Origin of the sequence: Sulfitobacter sp. SK025 (genome assembly GCF_003352105.1) — a bacterium.
Classification (GTDB): Bacteria; Pseudomonadota; Alphaproteobacteria; order Rhodobacterales; family Rhodobacteraceae; genus Sulfitobacter; species Sulfitobacter pontiacus.
Genome location: NZ_CP025808.1, coordinates 2,743,925 through 2,766,474 on the forward strand (window position 1 = coordinate 2,743,925; position 22,550 = coordinate 2,766,474).

General features: G+C 59.7%; 20 protein-coding genes. 7 read left to right on the top strand and 13 right to left on the bottom strand.

The genetic code is table 11. The annotated features are described in order from the left end of the window. Window positions 1–8: 8 nt before the first annotated feature. From atpD to C1J04_RS13365, 5 genes are all read right to left on the bottom strand, one after another. The gene (atpD, locus tag C1J04_RS13345) at window positions 9–1,433 is read right to left on the bottom strand and encodes a F0F1 ATP synthase subunit beta (protein ID WP_009825206.1); all 1,425 of its coding nucleotides are present in this window, start codon (window positions 1,431–1,433) and stop codon (window positions 9–11) included. 19 nt (window positions 1,434–1,452) lie between these two features. Next, a complete protein-coding gene (locus C1J04_RS13350) occupies window positions 1,453–2,331 on the bottom strand; it encodes a F0F1 ATP synthase subunit gamma (RefSeq protein WP_009825207.1) in 879 nt (292 codons plus the stop codon). 14 nt (window positions 2,332–2,345) lie between these two features. Continuing rightward, window positions 2,346–3,884: a F0F1 ATP synthase subunit alpha gene (gene atpA / locus C1J04_RS13355; protein WP_005849573.1), complete on the bottom strand. Its 1,539-nt coding sequence runs from the start codon at window positions 3,882–3,884 to the stop codon at window positions 2,346–2,348. Continuing rightward, the gene (locus C1J04_RS13360; protein WP_174226613.1) at window positions 3,885–4,445 is read right to left on the bottom strand and encodes a F0F1 ATP synthase subunit delta; all 561 of its coding nucleotides are present in this window, start codon (window positions 4,443–4,445) and stop codon (window positions 3,885–3,887) included. A gap of 302 nt (window positions 4,446–4,747) precedes the next feature. After that, a complete protein-coding gene (locus C1J04_RS13365; RefSeq protein WP_009825208.1) occupies window positions 4,748–5,494 on the bottom strand; it encodes a methyltransferase domain-containing protein in 747 nt (248 codons plus the stop codon). A 151-nt stretch (window positions 5,495–5,645) separates the two neighbouring features. On the opposite strand from C1J04_RS13365, the gene gloB reads away from it, so the two are divergent. The 3 genes from gloB (at window position 5,646) to C1J04_RS13380 (ending at window position 9,875) form a co-directional block, all read left to right on the top strand. Beyond that, a complete protein-coding gene (gene gloB, locus C1J04_RS13370) occupies window positions 5,646–6,413 on the top strand; it encodes a hydroxyacylglutathione hydrolase (RefSeq protein WP_009825209.1) in 768 nt (255 codons plus the stop codon). A 175-nt stretch (window positions 6,414–6,588) separates the two neighbouring features. Beyond that, a complete protein-coding gene (gene clpA, locus C1J04_RS13375) occupies window positions 6,589–8,910 on the top strand; it encodes an ATP-dependent Clp protease ATP-binding subunit ClpA (RefSeq protein WP_005849580.1) in 2,322 nt (773 codons plus the stop codon). After that, a complete protein-coding gene (locus C1J04_RS13380; protein WP_009825210.1) occupies window positions 8,907–9,875 on the top strand; it encodes a M23 family metallopeptidase in 969 nt (322 codons plus the stop codon). The genes clpA and C1J04_RS13380 overlap by 4 nt, the downstream gene beginning before the upstream one ends. A 2-nt stretch (window positions 9,876–9,877) precedes the next feature. On the opposite strand, the gene C1J04_RS13385 is transcribed toward C1J04_RS13380, so the two are convergent. The 3 genes from C1J04_RS13385 to C1J04_RS13395 form a co-directional block, all read right to left on the bottom strand. Further along, window positions 9,878–11,626: a peptidoglycan -binding protein gene (locus tag C1J04_RS13385; RefSeq protein WP_009825211.1), complete on the bottom strand. Its 1,749-nt coding sequence runs from the start codon at window positions 11,624–11,626 to the stop codon at window positions 9,878–9,880. 2 nt (window positions 11,627–11,628) lie between these two features. Then, window positions 11,629–12,831 (bottom strand): hypothetical protein, encoded by a 1,203-nt coding sequence (locus C1J04_RS13390; protein WP_005849585.1) that lies wholly within the window; start codon window positions 12,829–12,831, stop codon window positions 11,629–11,631. A gap of 74 nt (window positions 12,832–12,905) precedes the next feature. After that, window positions 12,906–13,436: a gamma-glutamylcyclotransferase gene (locus tag C1J04_RS13395; RefSeq protein ID WP_037953871.1), complete on the bottom strand. Its 531-nt coding sequence runs from the start codon at window positions 13,434–13,436 to the stop codon at window positions 12,906–12,908. A gap of 70 nt (window positions 13,437–13,506) precedes the next feature. On the opposite strand from C1J04_RS13395, the gene C1J04_RS13400 reads away from it, so the two are divergent. Continuing rightward, entirely contained in the window at window positions 13,507–14,529 is a 1,023-nt protein-coding gene (locus C1J04_RS13400; RefSeq protein ID WP_009825213.1) for a DUF2125 domain-containing protein, read from the top strand. 11 nt (window positions 14,530–14,540) lie between these two features. On the opposite strand, the gene C1J04_RS13405 is transcribed toward C1J04_RS13400, so the two are convergent. From C1J04_RS13405 to rpsD, 4 genes are all read right to left on the bottom strand, one after another. Continuing rightward, window positions 14,541–15,314 carry an extensin-like domain-containing protein gene (locus tag C1J04_RS13405; protein WP_009825214.1) on the bottom strand — a complete coding sequence of 258 codons (774 nt, stop codon included), beginning with the start codon at window positions 15,312–15,314 and terminating at the stop codon, window positions 14,541–14,543. Next, a complete protein-coding gene (locus C1J04_RS13410; RefSeq protein ID WP_005849593.1) occupies window positions 15,311–16,231 on the bottom strand; it encodes a prephenate/arogenate dehydrogenase family protein in 921 nt (306 codons plus the stop codon). Before C1J04_RS13410 ends, C1J04_RS13405 begins: the two co-directional genes overlap by 4 nt. 1 nt (window position 16,232) lies before the next feature. Continuing rightward, window positions 16,233–17,315 (bottom strand): histidinol-phosphate transaminase, encoded by a 1,083-nt coding sequence (hisC, locus tag C1J04_RS13415; protein ID WP_037953872.1) that lies wholly within the window; start codon window positions 17,313–17,315, stop codon window positions 16,233–16,235. A gap of 167 nt (window positions 17,316–17,482) precedes the next feature. After that, the gene (gene rpsD / locus C1J04_RS13420; protein ID WP_005849596.1) at window positions 17,483–18,103 is read right to left on the bottom strand and encodes a 30S ribosomal protein S4; all 621 of its coding nucleotides are present in this window, start codon (window positions 18,101–18,103) and stop codon (window positions 17,483–17,485) included. Window positions 18,104–18,589: 486 nt separating this feature from the next. Here rpsD and C1J04_RS13425 point away from each other — a divergent pair, with 486 nt between their 5' ends. Next, window positions 18,590–19,513: a response regulator gene (locus C1J04_RS13425; protein WP_009825216.1), complete on the top strand. Its 924-nt coding sequence runs from the start codon at window positions 18,590–18,592 to the stop codon at window positions 19,511–19,513. Window positions 19,514–19,528: 15 nt separating this feature from the next. On the opposite strand, the gene C1J04_RS13430 is transcribed toward C1J04_RS13425, so the two are convergent. Then, on the bottom strand, window positions 19,529–20,116 hold the full coding sequence (locus C1J04_RS13430) for a DNA-3-methyladenine glycosylase I (protein ID WP_037953873.1): 588 nt from the start codon (window positions 20,114–20,116) through the stop codon (window positions 19,529–19,531). A gap of 126 nt (window positions 20,117–20,242) precedes the next feature. On the opposite strand from C1J04_RS13430, the gene C1J04_RS13435 reads away from it, so the two are divergent. Both C1J04_RS13435 and C1J04_RS13440 read left to right on the top strand, forming a co-directional pair. Next, the gene (locus C1J04_RS13435; protein WP_009825218.1) at window positions 20,243–21,085 is read left to right on the top strand and encodes an EAL domain-containing protein; all 843 of its coding nucleotides are present in this window, start codon (window positions 20,243–20,245) and stop codon (window positions 21,083–21,085) included. A gap of 121 nt (window positions 21,086–21,206) precedes the next feature. After that, the gene (locus C1J04_RS13440) at window positions 21,207–22,382 is read left to right on the top strand and encodes an acetyl-CoA C-acetyltransferase (RefSeq protein WP_114865382.1); all 1,176 of its coding nucleotides are present in this window, start codon (window positions 21,207–21,209) and stop codon (window positions 22,380–22,382) included. Window positions 22,383–22,550: the final 168 nt, after the last annotated feature.

Below are 22,550 nucleotides of genomic sequence, written 5' to 3' on the forward strand. Positions count from 1 at the left end.
AGCGCTCCTTAAGCGGCGTCTGCCGCCATTTTTTCAGCTTTCGCTTTCACTTCTTCGATGCCGCCAACCATGTAGAAGGCACCTTCGGGCAGGTGATCGTATTCACCGGCAACAACCGCCTTGAAGGAGGTGATTGTCTCTTCCAGTGGAACCTGCTTACCGTCGGAACCGGTGAACACTTTCGCAACGTCGAAAGGCTGGCTCAGGAAGCGTTCGATCTTACGCGCACGGGCAACGGTCAGTTTGTCGTCTTCCGACAGTTCGTCCATGCCGAGAATCGCGATGATGTCCTGCAGCGACTTGTAGCGTTGCAGGATACCCTGAACGTCACGTGCCACGTTGTAGTGCTCTTCGCCAACGATGGATGGGTCCATCAGACGCGATGTGGAGCCAAGCGGATCAACAGCAGGGTAGATACCCTTTTCAGAGATCGAACGGTCCAGAACGGTTGTCGCGTCAAGGTGCGCAAAGGATGTCGCGGGCGCAGGGTCGGTAAGGTCATCCGCAGGAACGTAAACGGCCTGAACCGATGTAATCGAACCGGATTTGGTCGATGTAATACGTTCTTGCATCGCACCCATGTCGGTCGCCAGTGTTGGCTGGTAGCCCACGGCCGAAGGAATACGACCCAGCAGAGCCGAAACCTCGGAACCGGCTTGGGTAAAGCGGAAGATGTTGTCGACGAAGAACAGAACGTCGGTACCGGATTGGTCGCGGAACTGTTCGGCCAGTGTCAGACCGGTCAGAGCAACGCGCATACGCGCTCCGGGAGGCTCGTTCATCTGGCCGTACACCAGCGCAACCTGCGATTTTTCCAGATCATCAGGGTTGATAACGTTGGATTCGATCATCTCGTGGTACAGGTCGTTCCCTTCACGGGTACGTTCACCAACGCCCGCGAAAACCGAATAACCGGAGTGCACTTTGGCGATGTTGTTGATCAGTTCCATGATCAGAACGGTTTTACCAACACCGGCACCACCGAACAGACCAATTTTACCACCCTTGGCGTAAGGTGCCAGAAGGTCGATCACCTTGATGCCTGTTTCCAGCACTTCGGATGTGGTCGACTGTTCCGCGAATTCGGGCGCGTCCGCGTGGATCGAGCGACGCTCGGCCGATTGGATGTCGCCTTTTTCGTCGATGGCTTCGCCAACAACGTTCATGATACGGCCCAATGTGGCGTTGCCCACTGGGATCGAGATTGGCGCATCTGTGTCTTCGACGCGCTGGCCGCGAACCAGACCTTCGGTCGCGTCCATCGCGATGGTACGCACGGTGTTTTCGCCAAGGTGCTGAGCCACTTCGAGGATCAGTTTCTTGCCGTGGTTTTCAGTTACAACAGCGTTGAGGATCTCTGGCAGGTGATCCTCGAACTGCACATCGACGACGGCGCCGATGACTTGTGTGATTTTGCCGACTGCATTTGCCATGTCGTTTCTCCGATTTGTCCTACAGCGCTTCCGCGCCGGAAATGATTTCGATCAGCTCGTTGGTGATGACGGCCTGACGCGAACGGTTATACTCGATGGTCAGATCTTCGATCATGTCACCGGCGTTCCGTGTAGCGTTGTCCATTGCCGACATCCGGGCACCCTGTTCAGAGGCCGCGTTTTCCAGCAGAGCCGAGAAGATCGCCGTTGCAACGCCGCGCGGCAGCAGGTCGGCCAGGATGGCCTCTTCGCTGGGCTCGTAGTCGAACAGTGTCGTCGCCTCGTCCGCGCCTTCGGTCTCTTCGAAGGTCGCCGGGATGATCTGCTGTGCCGTCGGGATCTGGCTGACGACGTTCACGAACTTCGAATAGAAGATCGTGGCGATGTCATATTCACCCGCGTCAAAACGGCCAAGTACGTCCTTGGCGATCCCCTGCGCATCGGCATAGCCAAGGCGCTTGACATCGCTGAGGTCAACGTGACCGACCAAAAGGTCGCCAAAGTCACGACGGATGCTGTCGCGGCCTTTCTTGCCAACGGTCAAAATCTTGACCTCCTTACCCTTGGCGATAAGGCCACGGGCATGGGCTTTGGCAAGCTTGGCGATGTTGGCGTTAAAGCCACCGCACAGGCCACGTTCAGCGGTCATGACAACCAACAGGTGAACCTGATCCGACCCCGTGCCGCTCAGCAGTTTGGGGGCGGTGTCAGACCCACCTACCGATGCAGCCAACCGCGACATCACAGCGTTAAAACGCTCTGTGTAGGGGCGGGACTGCTCGGCAGCTTCCTGCGCGCGGCGAAGCTTCGCCGCGGCAACCATTTGCATGGCTTTCGTGATCTTGCGGGTCGATTTGACCGACGCGATCCGGTTTTTTAGGTCCTTGAGGTTTGGCATGTGCCCTCCCTCCCTTAAGCGAAGTCAGCGGCGAAAGAATCGATGGCAGCTTTGATCTTGTCTTCCAGCTCACCCTTCACCTTGCGGTCGTTGTTGGTGATGTCAGCCATCAGGTCGGCGTGCTTGCTGCGCAGGTGCGCCAGCAGGCCCGCTTCAAAGCGGCCGACTTCTTTGACGTCGATCTTGTCGAGGTAGCCGTTTGTACCCGCATAGATCACGCAGACGATTTCCGCGTTGGTCAGGGGGGAGTACTGAGGCTGCTTCATCAGCTCTGTCAGGCGCGCACCACGGTTCAGCAGCTGCTGAGTGGAGGCATCAAGGTCGGAACCGAACTGAGCAAAGGCCGCCATTTCGCGGTACTGAGCCAAGGACAGTTTAACCGGACCAGCAACAGAAGACATCGCTTTGGTCTGAGCCGAGGACCCAACGCGCGAAACCGACAGACCGGTGTTCACAGCAGGACGGATACCTTGGTAGAACAATTCGGTTTCCAGGAAGATCTGACCGTCGGTGATCGAGATCACGTTGGTTGGAATAAACGCGGAAACGTCACCACCTTGGGTTTCGATGATCGGCAGAGCTGTCAAAGAGCCGTTGCCTGCGTCATCGCCCAGCTTCGCCGAACGCTCGAGCAGACGGGAGTGGAGATAGAAAACGTCACCTGGGTAAGCTTCACGCCCGGGCGGACGACGCAGCAGCAGGGACATCTGGCGGTAGGACACGGCTTGCTTGGAAAGGTCATCATAGATGATCAGCGCGTGACGGCCGTTGTCGCGGAAGAATTCCGCCATAGCTGTTGCGGAGTATGGTGCGAGGTACTGCATTGGTGCAGGCTCGGACGCGGTGGCGGCAACAACGATGGAATAGTCAATCGCGCCTGTTTCTTCGAGCTTTTTAACCAGCTGGGCAACAGTCGAACGTTTTTGGCCGATCGCAACGTACACGCAGTACATTTTCTTGCTCTCGTCGTCGCCTGCGGCGTCGTTGATCTGCTGTTGGTTCAGGATCGCGTCCAGAGCAACGGCAGTTTTACCGGTCTGACGGTCACCAATGATCAGCTCACGCTGGCCACGGCCAACGGGGATCATCGCGTCAACGGATTTCAGGCCAGTCGCCATTGGCTCGTGCACCGATTTCCGTGGGATAATGCCGGGGGCTTTAACGTCCGCGAGGCCACGCTCGGTGGATTCGATGGGGCCTTTGCCGTCGATGGGGTTACCCAGACCGTCAACGACACGACCCAGCAGGCCGTTGCCGATTGGCACGTCCACGATGGAGTTGGTGCGCTTGACGGTATCGCCTTCTTTGATGTCGCGGTCGGAACCGAAGATAACAACACCGACGTTGTCTGTCTCGAGGTTCAGGGCCATGCCCATGATGCCGCCGGGGAATTCGACCATCTCGCCAGCCTGGACGTTGTCCAGACCATACACGCGAGCGATACCATCACCAACGGACAGAACGCGGCCAACTTCGGCAACTTCTGCTTCTTGACCAAAGTTCTTGATCTGGTCCTTCAGGATCGCAGAAATCTCTGCAGCTTGGATACCCATTTATCCGACCTCTTTCATTACATTCTGGAGGGAATTGAGCTTTGCGCGGATCGACGTGTCGATCATCTTAGAGCCCACTTTTACGATAAGACCGCCAATGAGGGAGTCATCAACGGTCGCATTCAACGTTACTTTTTTGCCTGTGGTCGCGGCGAGCGACTTGGACAGCTTTTCGGACTGCGCTTTGGTCAGCGCCTTGGCCGAAATCACATCAGCAGTCACTTCGCCTTTTTCGACGGCGATGATGTCACGCAGGTTCTGTACCAGCTGCGGCAGGACGAACAGACGGCGCTTGTTGGCCATCAGTTCCAGCGTGCTGGCGAGCGTCTGGGACAGGTCCATCTTTTTGGCGATGGCACTGATCGACGCGGCTTGCTGTTCGCGCGTGTAGATCGGCGAATTGATCAGATCGCGGAAATCTTCGCTTTCGGCCAATGCGGCTTGCAGCGCATCAAGATCTTTCTCGATCTGGGGAAGGGCTTTGGCCTCTTGGGCCAGCTCGTACACGGCGGTCGCATAGCGTTGTGCGATACCTGTAGAGATTGATGCTGTTTCGGACACGTCCATCCTCTCATACGTCAGGGCCGGATAAGCGAATACATCGCGTCACCGGGGTGTTGGCGCGACTTGAAATTACCCAAGACGTCTAAATCAGGGCGGATGTAGCAGACGGACCCGCATCCCGCAACACAGTATAGTGAGGTTGCCACAGGAAAGCGCCCCTTATTCTTAGCGCAATGCACCCCTGCGACGCTTTGACCTGATCAACCTGCCTAAAAATCAATAGACATCCGGCAATTTCGGGTGTGGCAGCGATTCTTGCCGCCGTGGCGCGGGGGTCACATAGGCTGCGGCAGGGCCGCCTAAACTGCCGAAGGCGTCACCGCGCCGACCCCTTCCAAAACGCGGATCGACCGGCGCGCTGGCGTGCGTGCAACCTTGCCCTTGGGCGGGTACACCAGCTTGGTCACCTCGACCATAAACGCCCCGCCCGCCATGATCGTCGGCATGTGCCGCCCGACCTTTTCAAACAGCGGCCCCGCGCGCCGGAACGTCCGTCTGGTCGAGGGCAGCAGATACAGCGCACCCAACTGGCGCTCGGGCAGGAACTGGTGTTTGCGCAGTTGCGTTTCGAGCTGCCCCAGCGAATAGGGCCGCCCGTATCCGAAGGGCGTGATATCGCTACGCGCCCAGAACCCTGCACGGTTGGGCACGATGAACAGCGCCCTGCCCCCCGGCCCCAACACGCGCCAGCATTCCTCTAGCAGGTCGCCCTGTCGGTCAGACGTTTCAAGCCCGTGCATCAGAACCAGCCGGTCGACATGTCCGGTTTCGATCGGCCAAAGCGTTTCTTCGGTTAGCACAGAGGTATTGGGCATGCCTGCGGGCCAAGGCATGACCCCCTGCGGCCCCGGCATCAGCGTCATCACCCGCCGCGCATCCGCCAGATAGGGGCGCAGCAAGGGGGCCGCGAAACCAAAGCCCACAACGGTCTGGCCCTTGGCCTCGGGCCAAAGCTCAAGCATGCGGGTACGCAAGGAATGCTGCGCCGCGCGGCCAAGGGCACTGCGATAGTAAAAGTTGCGCAGGTCTTGGACATCAAGGTGCATGGACAAAGGGCCTTGTTGGGTGGATCGCCCCGACCCTAGACCAAAGCCACGCGCCGCAAAAGAGCGGACTGCGCGAAACCCGTTTGCAGCACCGCCCTGCCCGCGCTAGCGTGGTGATCCGCACCCCGAAACCCCGACCGGAGCCGCTGCCATGTCCTTTGATCTTGTGACCATCCCCTGCCTGTCCGACAACTACGCCTTCCTGCTGCGCGACCAGACCAGCGGCAAGGTCGCCTTGATCGACGTGCCCGAAGCCGCGCCGATCGCTGCCAAGCTGGACGAACTGGGCTGGACGCTGACAGAAATCTGGATAACCCATCACCACCCCGACCACATTCAGGGCGTGCCCGCGCTGATTGCCGACCACCCTGCCCGCGTGATCGGTGCCAAGGCTGATGCCGAACGCCTGCCCCCGCTGGACGCGGCCTATGACGACGGGCAATCCTTCACCTTCGGCGCGCATACGGTCGATGTGATCGATGTGTCGGGCCATACCGTCGGGCATATTGCCTTTCACGTCCCCGCGGCCAAATGCGTCTTTACCGCCGACAGCCTGATGGCGCTTGGTTGTGGTCGTTTGTTCGAAGGCACGCCCGCGCAGATGTGGGACAGCCTGCAAAAGCTGATGCGCCTGCCCGCCGATACCACCGTATGTTCGGGTCACGAATACACGCAGTCGAACGCAAAATTCGCCCTGACGGTTGATCCGGAAAACGCGGCACTTATATCTCGTGCAAGAGAGATCGATCAGGCCCGTGCTGATGGCGAGCCGACAGTTCCCTCGACGCTTTCAACGGAACTTGAAACCAACCCCTTCCTGCGCCCGTCCGATCCGGGCATCCGTGCGCAACTGGGGATGGTCAACGCCACCGACACCGATGTGTTTGCCGAAATTCGCGCGCGCAAAGACCGTTTCTGACCGCCGCAATCATGGTCTAAAATCGACGTTCACAATAAATGTGACAGCGATATTGCAGAAAAACCTTGAAGCTGCGCCGTGATCAACCAAACTCTAATACTATGAGGCCATGCTCGGTTGCGGCGCGTCCTGTTTCTGACGCCCCCTCCGACACAGATCGAAAAGGAGCACGCCTGTGCCTTCATTCTCGTCTACCCTAGAACAAGCCATTCACGCGGCGCTGGCCCTTGCCAATGCGCGCAAACATGAATTCGCTACGCTTGAACATCTCCTTTTGGCCCTGATCGACGAACCCGACGCCGTGCAGGTGATGAAAGCCTGTTCCGTCGATATGACCGAACTGCGCGAAACGCTGGTCGAATTTGTCGATGAAGACCTGAACAATCTGGTCACCGATGTTGACGGCTCCGAAGCGGTGCCAACGGCAGCGTTCCAGCGGGTGATCCAGCGTGCGGCGATCCATGTGCAATCCTCTGGTCGGACCGAAGTGACCGGCGCGAACGTGCTGGTCGCGATTTTTGCGGAACGCGAAAGTAACGCCGCCTACTTCCTGCAAGAACAGGATATGACGCGCTATGATGCGGTCAATTACATCGCGCATGGCGTCGCCAAGGATCCGGCTTTCGGTGAACCACGCCCCGTGTCCGGTGCGCCGGATCACGAGGAAGAAGCCCAAGGTGTCACCGATGGCGACAAGAAAGAATCCGCGCTGGCGAAATACACCGTTGATCTGAACGCGAAATCCCGCGAAGGCGACGTTGACCCGCTGATCGGCCGGTCGGACGAGGTGGAACGCTGCATTCAGGTGCTGTGCCGCCGCCGCAAGAACAATCCGCTGCTGGTGGGTGACCCCGGTGTCGGGAAAACCGCCATCGCCGAAGGGCTGGCGCGCAAGATCGTTGCTGGTGAAACGCCCGAGGTCTTGGCCGAAACCACGATCTATTCGCTCGACATGGGCGCTTTGTTGGCCGGCACCCGCTACCGCGGTGATTTCGAAGAACGTCTGAAAGCCGTCGTGACCGAGCTGGAAGAACATGACAACGCCGTCCTGTTCATAGACGAGATCCACACCGTTATCGGTGCCGGTGCCACATCCGGTGGCGCGATGGATGCCTCCAACCTGCTGAAACCCGCGCTTGCGGGCGGCAAGCTGCGCACAATGGGGTCGACCACCTACAAGGAATTCCGCCAGCACTTCGAAAAAGACCGTGCCCTTGCGCGTCGTTTCCAAAAGATCGATGTGAACGAGCCTTCGGTCGAGGATGCGGTGAAAATCCTGCGCGGCATCAAACCCTATTTCGAGGATCACCACTCGGTCAAATATACCTCTGACGCGATCCGGACCTCGGTTGAATTGGCGCACCGCTATATCAACGACCGCAAACTGCCTGACTCCGCCATCGATGTGATCGACGAAGCGGGCGCGGCGCAGCATCTGCTGGCCGCCTCTAAACGGCGCAAGACCATCGGCACCAAAGAAGTCGAAGCCGTGGTCGCCAAGATCGCGCGCATCCCGCCCAAGAACGTGTCCAAGGATGATGTGATTGTGCTCAAGGATCTTGAGGCATCGCTGAAACGCGTCGTCTTCGGTCAGGACAAGGCGATCGAAGCCCTGTCGTCCGCGATCAAACTGGCCCGTGCCGGCCTGCGCGAGCCCGAAAAACCCATCGGCAACTACCTGTTCGCAGGGCCGACAGGTGTAGGTAAGACCGAGGTGGCGAAACAGCTGGCCGACACGCTTGGTGTGGAACTGCTGCGTTTCGACATGTCTGAGTACATGGAGAAACACGCCGTTTCCCGCCTGATCGGTGCCCCTCCCGGCTATGTCGGGTTTGATCAGGGCGGCATGTTGACCGATGGCGTTGACCAGCACCCGCACTGCGTTCTGCTGCTCGACGAGATGGAGAAAGCCCACCCGGACGTCTACAACATCCTGTTGCAGGTGATGGATCACGGCAAGCTGACGGACCATAACGGCCGGACAGTGGATTTCCGCAATGTCGTGCTGATCATGACGTCGAACGCAGGCGCGTCCGAGCAGGCGAAAGAAGCGATCGGCTTTGGCCGTGACCGTCGCACCGGCGAGGATACCGCCGCAATCGAACGGACCTTCACGCCCGAATTCCGCAACCGTCTGGACGCGGTGATCAGCTTTGCGCCGCTACCGAAAGATGTGATCTTGCGGGTGGTCGAGAAGTTCGTGCTGCAGCTTGAAGCTCAGCTGATGGACCGCAACGTGACGATTGAACTGTCCACCAAAGCCGCCGAATGGCTGGGCGACAAAGGCTATGATGCACGGATGGGTGCGCGCCCCCTCGGACGCGTCATCCAAGAGCACATCAAAAAGCCCCTCGCCGAAGAGTTGCTGTTCGGTAAGCTGGCGAAAGGTGGTGTGGTCAAGGTCAACGTCAAGAAGGGCGAGCTGGACCTGACGATCCTCGGGTCGGAAAACCCCAAGCTGACGGGCAACAAGCCACCGTTGCTGACAGCTGAATGATACCACGCAGCGCCGTATTTGCGCTTGCCCTGCCCTTTGCCAGCCCCGTGCTGGCAGAGGGTTTTCTTATCTCCCCTCCCCTTGATTGCGACCTTGGCACAGACTGCTTCATCCAGCAGTATGTCGATAGCGACCCGTCGTCTGATGCGATGGATTTCACCTGTGCCGCGCTAAGCTATGACGGGCACAAAGGCACGGATTTTGCACTGTCCAGCCGGGCCCGTATCGCCGACAACATCCCCGTCCTTGCCAGCGCCGCAGGCCGTGTCACCGGTATGCGCGACGGTATGGCTGACAGCGGCTACACCAGCGAAAACGCCGCCGATATCGACGGTAAGGAATGTGGCAACGGCGTCGTGCTTGACCACGGGAACGGTTGGGAAACCCAGTACTGCCACCTCAAACAAGGCTCCGTCAGCGTTACCAAGGGGCAAGAGGTCGCTTCGGGCGACACCATCGGCTTTGTCGGGCAGTCGGGAAAGGCCGCCTTCCCCCATGTGCATCTGTCGGTGCGCAAAGACGGGGCCGTCGTTGATCCCTTCGATCCCGATGGGACCACCAGCTGCGACGCGCCCGGTGACAGCAACCTTTGGGCCGAACGGCCCGACTACCGCGCCGGTGGGCTGATCAGCATTGGTTTTGCCGATGCGGTCCCCGCCTATGACGCCATCAAACAAGGCGAGGCAGCGGCGGCGTCCCTGCCCGTGGATGCGGATGCGCTGGTTGTCTGGGGCTACATGTTTGGCACGCGGGCGGATGACATCGTGAACCTGTCCATCACCGGCCCTGACGGCATGGTGATCGCAGATGATGTGACGCTGACCAAAACCCAGGCCCAAGCCTTTCGCGCCATCGGCAAACGTGGCCGCGTGGACTGGCCCGCGGGCACCTATACCGGCACGGTGACGATGATCCGCGGCCTGCAGATCATCAGCCAACGCAGCACGGAAATCGAGGTCAAATAACGCTACCTCTCGGTCAGCTTAAGCTCGATCCGGCGGTTTTGCGCGCGGGCGGCTTCGGTGTTGCCACTGGCAACGGGCTGATATTGGCCAAAGCCGTTCGCGGCCAGCCGTTCCGGTGCAATCCCGAGGAAGTTGATCATATATTTGACCACCGACAGGGCGCGCGCCTGACTAAGCTCCCAGTTATCCGCAAATTCGCCCAACCCCGACAGCGGCTGGTTGTCGGTATGCCCGTCTACGCGAATGACCCAGTCGATTTCAGGCGGGATATCGGCCGCGATGTTGCGCAGGATACCGGCGACCTTGGCGATCTCTCCGCGACCATCGGCGGAGAGCGTGGCGGCCCCCGGGGGGAACAACACCTCGGAAGAGAAGACGAAACGGTCCCCCTCGATGCGCACACCCTCCTGATTGCCCAGAAGCGCGCGCAAGCGGCCAAAGAACTCGGACCGGTATTGTTCGAGGTTCTTCGTCTCGGCCTCAAGCCGCGCACGTTCAGCCGCTTCAAGCTCGGCGCGGCGGCGTTCTTCGGCGGCGACCCGTGCGAGGGCGGTGTTCAGGTCTGACCCCAGCGATTGCAACTGCACCTCTTTCGCGGCATCGCGTGCGACGGCATCATCCAGCAGGGATTGCAGCTCCCCCAACTGGCCGCGCAGGGCGGCGACCTGCTGGTTCAATAATTCTGTCTGGCGCTGTGCCGCGGCAGTCGCCGCTTCTTCCTGCGCCAGCTTGGACCGGGCAGCATCCAGCAAAGCAGCCTGTTTCTCTGCATCCGACAGCTCTGCCTCGGCGCGGTTCTCAGCGGCAAGCTTTGCAGCAAGCGCATCCGCCAGTTTGGCGCGCAGCTCTGCCCGATCGGCCTGTGTTGCCTCAAGAGTTTCGGTTTCCGCCAGCGCAGCGGCAAGTTCGGCATCCAGCGTTTCCTTGGCAGCGCGGGCGGCGGCCAGCAGGGTCAGCGTATCCTCGGCCTCTTGGCGCTGCGTCTCTAGCGCCAGCGTCATTGCGGTCAGCTCTGCATCGGCATTTTCCAGCTTTTCGCGCAAGCGTTCAGCGGCGGCGGCTTCGGCCAGACGAGCGGCTTCGGCCTCTGACAGCGCGGCGGCGTTCTGCGCGGCGGCGGTTTCCAATGCGGCCTGCGCATCCTCATTTTGCGCCCGCAGATCATCCACCAGCGCCGTGAGCGCATCACGGCGGGCGGCGGCAAGGCGGGCGGCTTCGGCCTGGGCGTCCGTTTCTGACCGCGCCTGCGCCAAGGCAAGGTTCAACGCCTCTTGCGCGCTCAGCAGTTCTTCTTGACGCGTCTCAAGCGCCTCTCCACGGGCGACCGCCGCATCCCGTTGGGACAACAGGCTTGCCACCTGCGCCTCGAAACCGGTGATCTTGGCCTCTGCCGCGTCAAGCTGTGCGGCCTGCGCATCGCGTGTCGCGGTCAAGGAGGCGATCATCGCCGCCTGCTCTGCCGCCTGATCGCGCGCAGCGGTGAGGGATGTGTTCAGCGTCCCCAGTTCTGCCTCGAGCTCGGCCGTGGTTTGCCGTTCCATCCCAAGCGCTTGCGCCAGTGCCGCGACTTCGCCCGACAGTGAATTCAGCTCGTTCTCTTGGCCGTTGATCCGCTGGGTCTGAACGGCTTGCAGCACCATAAAGATGGTCAACACGAACATCAGCACCAGCAAAAGACCCGTCATCGCATCCACGAATCCCGGCCAGATCGAGCCCTGAAACCGTGCCCCAGTGCGTCGGGAAAGCGCCATGATCAGCTGCCCTCGGTGTCGGTGCGGTCAGGGGTGCGCAAGCGGCGCGGCTCAGCGCCACGCGGGGCCGACAGCGCCTTGGCCAGCAAGGATATATCCTTGCGCAACTCGGCCATAGTCTCCTGTCGTCCGGCCGAAATCTCTTCGAGAATACGCAGCATCTGCACGTCGATCGACCGCAGGCGCATCCGGCTTTCCGCATCCGCGCGTTCGTGTTCACCCTGCCCTTCAAGCACGGCCACCATACGCTCCTGCCCCTTGGCGATCCGATCAAGGCTTTCGGCCGGCGTATCGGTCTGTGCGGCTCGCGCCGACAGTTCCTCCATCGTGGCGGCCAGCGCACCGATCTTGCTGTTCAACGCGGTCTGGCTTTCCGCCGATTGTCCGATCAGCTGACGCAGGCTGTCCATCTGTTCGGCCATGTGATCCAGCACACCAGCCACCGCGTTTTGATCCGACGCCCCGTCCTCGCCCGAGGAAAAACCAACGCGGGTGATCGAGCTAAGCCAATCTTCAAGCTCTTGATAAAAGCGGTTCTGCCCGTGACCGGCAAAGAGTTCAAGCAAGCCAACCACCAGCGACCCCGCCAGCCCCAAAAGGGACGACCCGAACGCCACCCCCATACCGCCAAGCTGCGATTCCAGCCCTGTCATCAGGCGCGCGAACATATCGGTGCTGCCGTCCCCTTCTTGCGGGGCGAGGCTGCGGATGGTTTCAACCACCGCCGGTACGGTCGTCGCCAAGCCGTAGAACGTGCCCAGAAGCCCGAGGAAGATCAGCATGTTGACGATATAACGCGTGATCTCGCGCGCTTCGTCGATGCGGGTGGCGACGGAATCCAGGATAGAGCGGGTAGAGGTCGCGTTCACCTGCATGCGCGCGCCGCGTGTGCGCAGCAGCGATGCCAGCGGTGCCAGCAGCTGCGGGGCGACGGCATCGGCATTGGGCGCGTCAGAGGCAAAATTCTCGATCCAGCGCACAGAGCCGATCAGCTGCACCACCTGATAAAAACAGGCGATCACACCGATGAAGAAGACGACAATGATGACCCCGTTCAAATAGGGGTTCGCCGCAAAAATAGGCAAAACGCTTGGCAGCGCCAGAAAAGCCCCGATGCAGGTCAGCCCGAGGGCGATCAGCATCAGCGTGATCTGCCGCACCGGCTGGGAAAACTGTGGTTTGGATTCGCGATCTGACTGCGCCATGCCTCGTGGCTCCTGACACTTTTGTGCTTCTGTTGCCGCAGCCTACACTTAATCCTGACGGTTATGCCACGGGTTTATGCGCATAAAGTCTTTACGCGGTCGTGTAGCCACGCCAGCGACGGATCATGCAGCCCGATCTGCGTTAGATGCGACGCGGTGTTGAACAGATATTCGGTATTCGGCCCCATGCCGCCAACCGCGCCCGAGATGATCTGCGCCTGCTCTTCAAGCGGCAAGCCGCCGCAGTATTGGTCATGTTCCGCGTCAATCACATAGACCAAAGCCGCAACCGTGCGCCCGTCCTCTAGCTGCACATCCAGGGTTTTCTCTACATAAGCCGACGAGACAAGCTCGCGTTCGCGCAAATATGCCAGCGTCGCCTCTTCGGTGCCCGGTGCCACGCGCAGCGCCATGCCATCGCAGGCCGTGCCGGTATCCGCATCCAGCGCCAGCACAAGCCCCGGACGTTCGACCGAGCCACGGTGGTGGATGGAGCGCATGCAGAAAGACCGCGCATACCCGGGCAACCGCCCGATCACGCTTTCCGCGACGTCAAACCCCGGTTTCCACAATAAGCTGCCGTAACCGAACACCCACATTGCCATGTCTCTGGTCCTTTATCATTGGCTTGTTTAAAGCTGCGCTATCGCAGGCGTTAATAAGGTGTTGGGTAAAATGGGCAAGGTCGTGTTGGTTATTGTCGTTCTGGCGGCGGTTTGGTGCGGATGGTGGGTCGCTGCCTCGTCCGGATTGCAGCGGGGCATCGCGAAACTGATCGAAACGCGCCGCGCAGCCGGGTGGCAGGCAGACGTGGGCGAAATGAAAAAGCAGGGCTTCCCCACGCGGTTGCAAACCCGTCTGACCGATGTGACCCTGACCCCGCCGGCCCAAAGTGCCGGGCGCGGGATCGCCAGTGCCGTCGCGGCAAAGCGCATCGACATCTCTACCCCCGCATACTGGCCCGGATATGTCACCGTTGCCTCGCCCTATATCGAACTTGGCCTGTCCGGCCCCAACTTGCGCGCCATGTTGTCGGCCGAGGACGTGACAACCAATCTGCGCCTACGCCCCAGTGTTTCCGGCCAGCTGGACCGGTTGACGCTGGACGGCGGTGCCTGGGTGCTTGACCTGCCCGTCACCGGCCCTGTCGAGGGGCGCGGGTTGAACGTTAGCGCTGTGCAACAGACCGTCGGCCAGCCGATCTATGATCTGGCGCTGGACGCGCAAAACGTCACCCCCAGTGCTGCACTGCGCGGTCTGTTCGGCCTGCCCGACAATTGGGCAGAGGCGTTTGACACCGTCACCGCCAAAGCGACCATCACCTTTGACCGGCTGTGGGACCGTAAGGCCCTTGGCCGGACCCGCCCCCAGCCCCGCGTGATCGACCTGCGTCATGCCGAGCTTGCCTGGGGCGACATTGCCCTGTCCCTGAGCGGCACAATTGCAGTCGCCGAAGATGGTCTGGCGACAGGGACATTGTCGGTCGCGGCACAAGACTGGCCGACGATGCTGACCATGGCCGAGAGCGCGGGGTACATCCCCCCCAACTTCCGCCCCCAAGCGGAACAAATGCTGAAGGGGTTGGCGCAAATGTCGGGAAACACCGATGCGCTGGATCTGGACATCACCGTGAAGGACGGAAAAATGTCTATGGGGTTCATCCCCTTGGGCCGAGCACCCAAGATTATCTTGCGCTGAATTGCGTTAAATCAACGACAGTAGGTCCCCTTGCGATACCGCGCCGTGTCGAAATGAAAGTGATCCAGATGGAAGCGGTTCGCTTTCGGGCCAAGCACGGTGCCAAACGGCCCGCAGGCCCCCTTGTGCACCCGACGCATGGCCTTACGGCTGGCGGGGGCATTCCAGCCCTTCAACACGCTGACCTCAGCGCCGCTGTGCATCTGGAAACCCGAGATATCGATCGCCCGCCCGCGCCCGTGTTCTGATATCTTGCCACCCGGCTGGTTGTTGCGCGTCCGGCAGGCGTAATGCGCGGCGACACGCAGCCCGCGCAGGCCACCCTGACCGGCAAAAGCGGGCTTTGCCGATTGATCAATCCATGTTTTCAATGCTTTGGCAGTCTTGCAGTCCATCACCGCCGCTTGGCTCAACCGTACGCCCGATACCGACTGGATCTGCACCGCATCGCTGACGCCGCAGCCCTTTAGCTTGGGTTGCACGCGCCCGATCGCTTTGCCCTGAATGGAAATATCTCCGCATACCGCGCCCTTGGCCAGCAGGCGGCGTTTGGCCTTGGCCGCTTGCTCTGCCTTACGGCTGCGCAGGCTGGGCCGTAACGAGGAGGCGATCCCGCCCGTGGCCGCTATCGCGCGTTTGGCCCCCGCATTGCGCGGCGGCGTGGCAATCGACCCTTGGGGTGTCAGCGCAGCACCCCCGGCCGCGGCCGGCGGGCGCAAAGAGGTATCGGGTCCGGCCAGTGCGGCACCGGAAAGCAGCGCGTATATCAGCGCCGCCCGGATCATTTATTGCCGGGTTGGCGACCAAAGTTCGGCGCATCCGTGTCCTGCCCCGCTTCGATAATCCCGCGACGGATCGCCCGGGTACGGGTGAAGTAATCATGCAGATGATCGCCATCCCCCATACGGATCGCGCGCTGCAATGCGAAAAGCTCTTCCGTAAAGCGGCCCAGAATCTCGAGCGTGGCCTCCTTGTTGGTCAAAAACACATCGCGCCACATGGTCGGATCACTTGCAGCGATGCGAGTAAAGTCGCGAAAGCCCGCGGCGGAATATTTGATCACTTCGCTATCGGTTACGCGGCGCAGGTCGTCGGCCACGCCCACCATCGTATATGCGATCAAGTGCGGCGCATGGCTGGTCACCGCAAGCACCAGATCGTGATGCTCCGCATCCATTTCCTCGACATTGGCACCCATACCATCCCAAAGGTTCCGCAACCGCGAGATCGCATTGGCGTTGGTGTCGGGCACAGGCACCAGCAGGCACCAGCGGTTGTCAAAAAGCTCTGCAAAGCCGCTGCGTGGGCCGGAGTGTTCGGTCCCCGCCAAAGGGTGTGCCGGGATGAAATGCACCCCGTCGGGCAGCAGTGGGCCCACTTGCGCGATCACATCCGCCTTGACCGACCCAACATCCGTCACCGTGCAGCCGGGTTTGAGATGCCCGGCCATCTCGGCCGCGACCGACCCCATGACGCCGACGGGTACACAAAGCACCACAAGATCCGCGTCTTTCACCGTCTTGGCAATGGAATCGCAGACCTCGTCGCACAGGCCAATCTCGCGGGCGGTGTCGCGGGTTTCGGCGCTGCGCGCAAAGCCCGACACATGGCCCGCAAGCCCGCCGCGCTTCATCGCCCAGAACATCGAAGAGGCGATCAGCCCCAAGCCGATCAGCGCGACTTTCTCATAAATTACGGGCATATCAGTCGCCTTTAAACTGTCGGATCGCATGCACCACGCGGCGGCATGCGCTTTCATCGCCCACGGTGATCCGCAAGCAGGTCGGCAGCTGGTAGCCCGCCACGCGCCGCACGATCAATCCTTGGGACTTGAGGTATTCATCACAAGCCTCGGCCTCGTCCTGCGACTTGAAACGCGCGAGGATGAAGTTCGCGCAAGACACGTCAGACGGCACGCCGATCTCTGCCAGCGCATCAGCCATCCAACTGCGCCATTTGGCGTTCTCGCTCCGGCAATGGGCGGCGTAGCCGGTATCCTTGATCGCCGCCGTCGCGGCATTCAGCGCGGCCTGCGACAGGTTGAACGGCCCGCGCACACGATTCAGCACGTCGATAATATGCGCCGGAGCATAGCCCCAACCGATCCGCAGCCCGCCCAGACCGTACAGCTTGGAGAACGTCCGCGTCATCACGATATTATCGTGGCTATCGACCAAAGCCGCGCCGCCGTCATAGCCTTCGACATATTCGGCATAGGCCCCGTCGAGCACCAGAATTGCCTGTTTGGGGATACCGGCGGCAAGACGTTCAATCTCGCTCAGCCCGATCATGGTGCCGGTGGGGTTGTTCGGGTTCGCAATGAACACCAGCCGCGTTTTGTCGGTGCACCCCGCGAGCAGCGCATCCACATCCGTGACCCGTTCGTTTTCGGGCACCTCGACCGGGGTCGCGCCGTTGGCCAGCGCGGAGATCCGGTACATGCCAAAGCCGTGCACCGTGTGCAGCACCTCTGTCCCCTCGCCCGAGAACGCCTGGCACAAAAAGGCGATGATCTCGTCCGAGCCGGCCCCGCAAATGATGCGGTCAGCGTCCAGCCCGTGCACCTGCGCGATCGCCTGACGCAGCGCGGTATGATCAGAGGACGGATAGCGGTGCAGATCATAGGACGCATCGCGGAACGCTTTGACGGCCGCGTCGGACGGGCCAAGCGGGTTCTCGTTCGAGCTGAGCTTGATCACATTATCAAGTCCCGCCACATGGGACGCCCCGCCTTGATACAGCGCGATGTCCATAATGCCGGGTTGCGGGCGAATAGCGGTTGTCATCTGTCATGTCTCCTGTCGGGCGGACCATAAACGCGCGCCGTCGCCAGCGCCACTACGATCTTGTCCCAGCGTCATATGGCCCCGCGCTAAAGGCGCGTCACCAAACGCAAAAAGGGCCACGCCGGTCTTTCCAGCGTGGCCCCTTCGGCATTGATATGCGAGGAACCTTAGTTCTTCGCGTAGAATTCGACCACGAGGTTTGGTTCCATCATGACAGGGTATGGCACGTCGCCCAAAGCGGGGGTGCGCACGAATGTCGCTGTCATCTTGGAGTGATCCGCCTCGATGTAGTCAGGCACGTCACGCTCTGCCAGTTGTGTCGCTTCGAGCAGGGCAACCATTTGCTTGGAACGGTCACGCACTTCGATCACGTCGCCTTCTTTGACGCGGTAGGAAGGAATGTTAACCTTCTTGCCGTTCACTTTGACGTGGCCGTGGTTCACGAACTGGCGCGCAGCGAAAACGGTCGCGACGAATTTGGCGCGGTATACAACTGCGTCCAGACGACGCTCCAGCAGACCGATCAGGTTTTCACCTGTGTCACCTTTTACACGCTCGGCTTCACCGTAGATGCGGCGGAATTGCTTTTCGGTCAGATCGCCGTAGTAGCCTTTCAGCTTCTGCTTGGCGCGCAGCTGAATGCCGAAGTCGGACATTTTGCCCTTGCGGCGCTGACCGTGCTGGCCGGGGCCGTATTCACGACGGTTCACTGGGGACTTAGGACGGCCCCAGATGTTTTCGCCCATACGGCGGTCAATTTTGTGCTTGGCAGCTGTACGCTTAGTCACGGCTGTTCTCCTTTTTGAGGCCCCCGCAGGATTGCGACGGGCGGTAAAGGGCGTTGTCCTCTGGCCGAAGCCTGACAGGGTTCCCCTTGCGGGGTCCACCAACACCAATCAAGCGGCGCTTATACGGTGCTGCGGGTTGGAGTCAATGCACGAACTTGGGCCAATTAGCCTCAAATCGTAGCTTATTAGGCAGTAGCGGCCGGGAAGTCCGTGAAAATGCGCATTTCGATGAACGCTCCGCCGCCCTACGTCATGTGACCCGCCGAACGTTGCCTTAAAATCGCCAAAATCGTTAACAAAAAGTTAAAGCGGGCACTTTTAAGTTGAAATGTTAACGATTGTCACGCAGCATCAAGGTGTTGAACGGTTTGAGGGGGCTAGTGTGACGCATAACATGGGCTATCGCGGCGGATACTGTTTGCATCCAATGCACTTCATCGGAACTCATAACGCAGTTGTGGTGCATCGCGTCGAAAGACCACGCGCATGAGGATCTTGGCCGTCGAGGACAATCAAGATCTGCGCAATTTGCTAGAAGAATATCTTTGGACGCAAGATCACGAATATGTCCGCACGGCCGCCTCCGGCAAGGAGGCGCTTGAAGTCATCCATAGCGCGCCGGTTATTTTCGACTGCCTCCTGCTCGACATCCAGATGCCGGAAATGTCCGGCGTAGAACTGATCCCCCACATCCGACAAATCGACGGGTACGAATTCGTGCCCATCATCATGCTCACCGGGGTAAAGAACAGCGAAAGCATCGCGAAATCCTTCGTGGCGGGCGCGTGGGACTATATCATCAAACCGTTCGAGTTCTTCGACCTTGAGGCACGTATTCATGGTGCAGAAATGCGCAACGCCGAATTTGTCCGGCACCTGAAACGCCCGCATGAATCCCCCAACCAAGAGAATTTCGACGTTCTGAAAGAGCTCGCGCTCGACCGGCCGATGTCGCCCTCCGAGCTTTCCGAGAGCGGCCTTGTCCCGCAGGACGCCTTTGAAAACTGCATTATGCGCATGCAATCCGAGTTTGGTGGTGGCATGCAGATTGCTGTGATCGTGCTGCAGAACTTTGCGGATGTGCTTTCGCAGGTTCCGCAAGACCAGCGCGTCGAGTTTTCCGTCGGATTGGCACGCAGATTGACCGATGCGCTCAGCAGCCTGAACCTTATCGTGACATATCGATCAAACGGCACCTTCGCCGCGCTCTCGCCCGCGCTAAAAACGCAATCCACGCTCAACATCGCTGACGTGGTAAAGAACGCGGTCCAGACCTCGCCAGAGGCAGCATGTCATCGCGATATCGTGGTCAACGTCGACTACTGCCGCACCAAGGCATTCTCGACCAGCGGCGACACAATTGTGATGCTTGACCAACTCGCAAAGCGCCTAAGTACCGTTACCGCCTAACACGGTCACAGTGGCCTAGCCAGCGTCCCAGTCATGTTTGGGCATTTGCGCGACAGCCTGATGACGGGGACAGCACGTCAAATGGTCATTCACCATGCCCACAGCCTCCATAAACGCATAGACGATTGTCGGGCCGCAGAACTTAAACCCCTGTTTTTTCAAGTCAGCCGATATCTGCTTTGAAAGCGGCGTCCATGCGGGAACATCCGACTGACGCTCAAACCGGTTTTGCAGTGGCTCGAACCCCACGTATTTCCATAAGTACCGATCAAATCCCTCCTTCTTTTCAATCTCTTGCCAAACGCGTGCATTTGTAATCGCCGCCTCTATCTTTCCGCGGTGGCGGATAATGCCGGGGTTGGCGAGCAAGCGTTCAACCTCGGCTTCGCCCCATGTGGCGATGACACTAGGGTCAAAACCGGCAAAAGCCTCGCGGAAATTCTCTCGCTTTTTAAGTATCGTGATCCAACTCAGCCCTGCCTGAAAGCCATCAAGGATCAATTTTTCCCAAAGCGCGCGGCTGTCATACTCCGGCACACCCCAGTCAGTGTCATGATAATCCAGATAAATTTGCTCTGGCCCCGCCCAGTCACACCGCTGCATCCGCATCCCCTTCTCCGACGGATCTGGCCGGATGGCTAAAATTTGTACTGCATTGCCGCGTTAACCCGGCGTTACAAGTTTCCGCGCCAAGGTGACATGAGTACAGCGATAAATGGAAGCGCCACTTTGGAAGATATATCACCACACCCGCTCGCCGATCTGCCCGAGGGAACGAAAAACCCGCTCGACTACGCGCTGACCCAACGCGACGGCAGCACATTGGCCATGGTCAGGGCTGCTGTCGCGCATAATCAGACATTGATGGCATACCAGCCTGTCATGCGGGACGCGGACGACCCAAAAATCGCCTTTTACGAAGGTTTCATTCGCATTCTGGATCCCACCGGTCGCGTCATTCCCGCCCGCGAATTCATGCCCGTGGTCGAGAAGACCCAGCTTGGCCGCGAGATTGATGTGCTGTCGCTCCATGCGGGGCTTGCCGCGCTGAGCGAAAACAAAGGGTTGCGCCTTTCGATCAACATGTCCGCGCGCTCTATCGGGTATGCGGGATGGACGACCCTTTTGAACCGGTGGCTGTCGCGCGACGGTACCATTGGCGAACGTCTCATTCTGGAAATTAGCGAAAAATCGGCGATGCAGATGCCAGAACTTGTCGCCAGCTTTATGGACCAGCTCCAGACACGGGGCGTTTGCTTTGCATTGGATAACTTTGGCTCTGACTACATCGCCATCCGCTATTTGAAAGAGATGTTCTTTGACATTCTGAAGATCGACGGGCAGTTCGCCCGTGGCGTAAGCGACCACCCCGACAATCGTGCAATCGTGTCGATCATGGTGTCGATCGCGCGCAACTTCGACATGATAACCGTCGCCGAACAGGTGGAAAATCAAGACGATGCATCCCTGCTTCTCGCGCTTGGGGTCGATTGCCAACAGGGCTTTCTGTATGGCGCACCAACCACCCAACCCTACTGGCAGAGCACGCCGGAAGAGCGCAAAAATGCGTAAGCGAACATGGCGCGATTGCCGCATGTGCAGCAATGGGATATGTCCAAACCATAGAAGACGGGGGAACGGGAAAACGCCGTATTATATTACCCCACGTCAGTAGTTCAGGGGAAGAACACATATGACCAACGTTGTCATCGCATCCGCAGCGCGCACGCCTGTCGGCAGCTTCAGCGGATCCTTTGCAAATACACCCGCGCACGATCTGGGCGCCGCGGTGCTGAAAGAGATCGTCGCCCGCGCAGGCATCGACCCTTCCGAGGTCAATGAAACAATTCTGGGTCAGGTTCTGACCGCCGCTCAGGGGCAAAACCCTGCCCGTCAGGCCCATGTGAACGCGGGTCTGCCCATCGAAAGTGCGGCATGGTCGATCAACCAGGTCTGCGGCTCCGGTCTGCGCGCGGTCGCTTTGGCAGCGCAGCACATCCAATTGGGCGACGCCGATATTGTGGCAGCCGGTGGTCAGGAAAACATGTCGATGAGCCCCCACGCACAAAATCTGCGTCCGGGCCAGAAAATGGGCGACATGCAACTTATCGATACGATGATCCGCGACGGTCTGTGGGATGCGTTCCACGGGTACCACATGGGTCAAACAGCTGAAAACGTTGCCGCTAAATGGGATATCAGCCGCGACGCCCAAGACGCATTCGCGGTGGCCTCGCAGAACAAAGCCGAAGCCGCCCAGAAGGCCGGTAAATTCCAGGACGAAATCGTGCCTTTCACTGTCAAAACCCGCAAGGGCGAGGTGGTTGTCGATCAAGATGAATACATCCGCCACGGTGCCACGATGGAAGCGATGCAGAAACTGCGCCCCGCCTTCACCAAAGACGGTTCCGTCACCGCAGCCAATGCGTCCGGCCTGAACGACGGGGCCGCTGGCGCATTGCTGATGTCCGCAGACAACGCCGAAAAGCGCGGCATCACACCTTTGGCGCGCATCGCGTCCTATGCGACCGTTGGCCTGGACCCGACGATCATGGGTGCCGGCCCGATCTATGCATCGCGTAAAGCGCTTGAGAAAGCGGGTTGGAAGGCCGAGGATCTAGACCTTGTTGAAGCCAACGAAGCCTTCGCGGCGCAGGCCTGCGCGGTCAACAAGGACATGGAGTGGGATCCATCGATCGTGAACGTGAACGGCGGTGCCATCGCAATCGGCCACCCCATCGGTGCCTCCGGCGCGCGCATCCTGAACACCCTTTTGTTCGAGATGCAGCGGCGCGGCGCGAAAAAAGGCCTCGCGACCCTGTGCATCGGCGGCGGCATGGGCGTGGCCATGTGTCTTGAGCGCCCATAACGCTGTATAATCGATCAAGCGTGGCGCGTGTTCGGCAAGAACGCGCGCCACGCGAAAAACATCTGCTTTTTCCCTGCGTAAACTGTTGCAATGAATTTCAAGCCTGACTACAAATTCTCCACGTAATTAAATTACGAAATTAACAAGGCAAACGAAACAACATTGCCT